This is a genomic window from Rubripirellula obstinata, assembly GCF_001642955.1.
GTDB lineage: Bacteria > Planctomycetota > Planctomycetia > Pirellulales > Pirellulaceae > Rubripirellula > Rubripirellula obstinata.
This window is the reverse complement of the sequence record NZ_LWSK01000300.1, coordinates 1-1,121: the sequence shown is the minus strand read 5'-3', so window position 1 is coordinate 1,121 and position 1,121 is coordinate 1. Positions and strand designations below refer to the sequence as shown.

Sequence of the window (1,121 nt, the reverse complement as noted above, 5' to 3'; positions counted from 1 at the left end):
GCAAGCTCGCGATGTCAAAGACTTATTTGTTATCCGTCGGTATTGGTTACGAAGTGAGCGAAAGTTGACGGCAGCCAACGGGCATCCGCCGCGCGAGCGGAAAACAACGACGGGACGTCGCCAGCATCAACCCCGCGAGGGGAAAACAACGGCGGGACGCCGCCATCCAGGATTTAGCCATCGGAGTGATCATTGTATCGGAGTCCAGCATTGTGAGACAACGTAAATGTAACCGTTTGGTTCACAATTCAGTGTGGAGGAAAGTTGCGTTGGTGCGTGTTCGATCGCAGGAGTCCGGATGCCCGAGGTGTCGCAAAGCTTGTCTGTGCTTGAATTAGCGGGACGCAACATCGATGAATCGCGAGTTCAGCAAGTCCGAGTTTTGGTTGTGCCCCGCAGGGCGGCGTTGGATCAAGTCAGACAAAATGGCGAGAATCGGAGCCAAGCACGAACGACAGCGCACCCGCTCGGATAACGGCCGGGACCACCGGGTACGGAGAGAAAAGTCAACCATCACAGAAAATCGCGCAAGCCGTACTCCGGTGCATCCCATGGTTATCCGCCCTCGTTGGGTTGCACAGAGTGGTCAGGGAATGCAGCACGGACAGACGGATCAGCCAGCAACCGAAGCGACCAGACGCCGAACGGTATACCGACGAACACAAACGGTGTGATGAACGGTATGCAAGCAAGCGATGCCCCCAGACGAGCCAGGGTCAGCGATTCAAGGAAGCCGAGTTTTGCGCCGCCGATAGAGATAAGGACGAGGCCGGTAAGTTGGATGGTGGCAATAGCGAGACCGACGTAGTCGTGGGAGACAGATCCGCCGCGAGCAACAACAACGGCAGCGGAAACGAGGTAGATCGCAACGAAGACGGATTGGATCGACGCCATGACTATGAGCGCGGTGGCAGGCCGAGAAACGCGTGTACGGATTGACGTTGTTGAGTCGGCGTCAGGTACGGCGTGTTCGGGTGGTGGTGCGTATGGGTTGGTTGCGATGGTGTTCACGCTACGGATTTCAGTCGGATAACGGTATGCATCACCGAGGTGGCGGGATTTGACGTGCAAGCAGAGAGGAAAGTGTGCGGCCGCCACTCCGGTGCATGCAATGGTTATCC

At 56.9% G+C, this 1,121-nt stretch carries 1 protein-coding gene; it reads right to left on the bottom strand.

Annotated elements, in window-relative coordinates; genetic code table 11:
* Positions 1–555 precede the first annotated feature (555 nt).
* Positions 556–1,121 (bottom strand): hypothetical protein (locus RC85_RS28830; protein WP_238383253.1); only part of this gene is annotated, 566 nt, incomplete at its 5' end.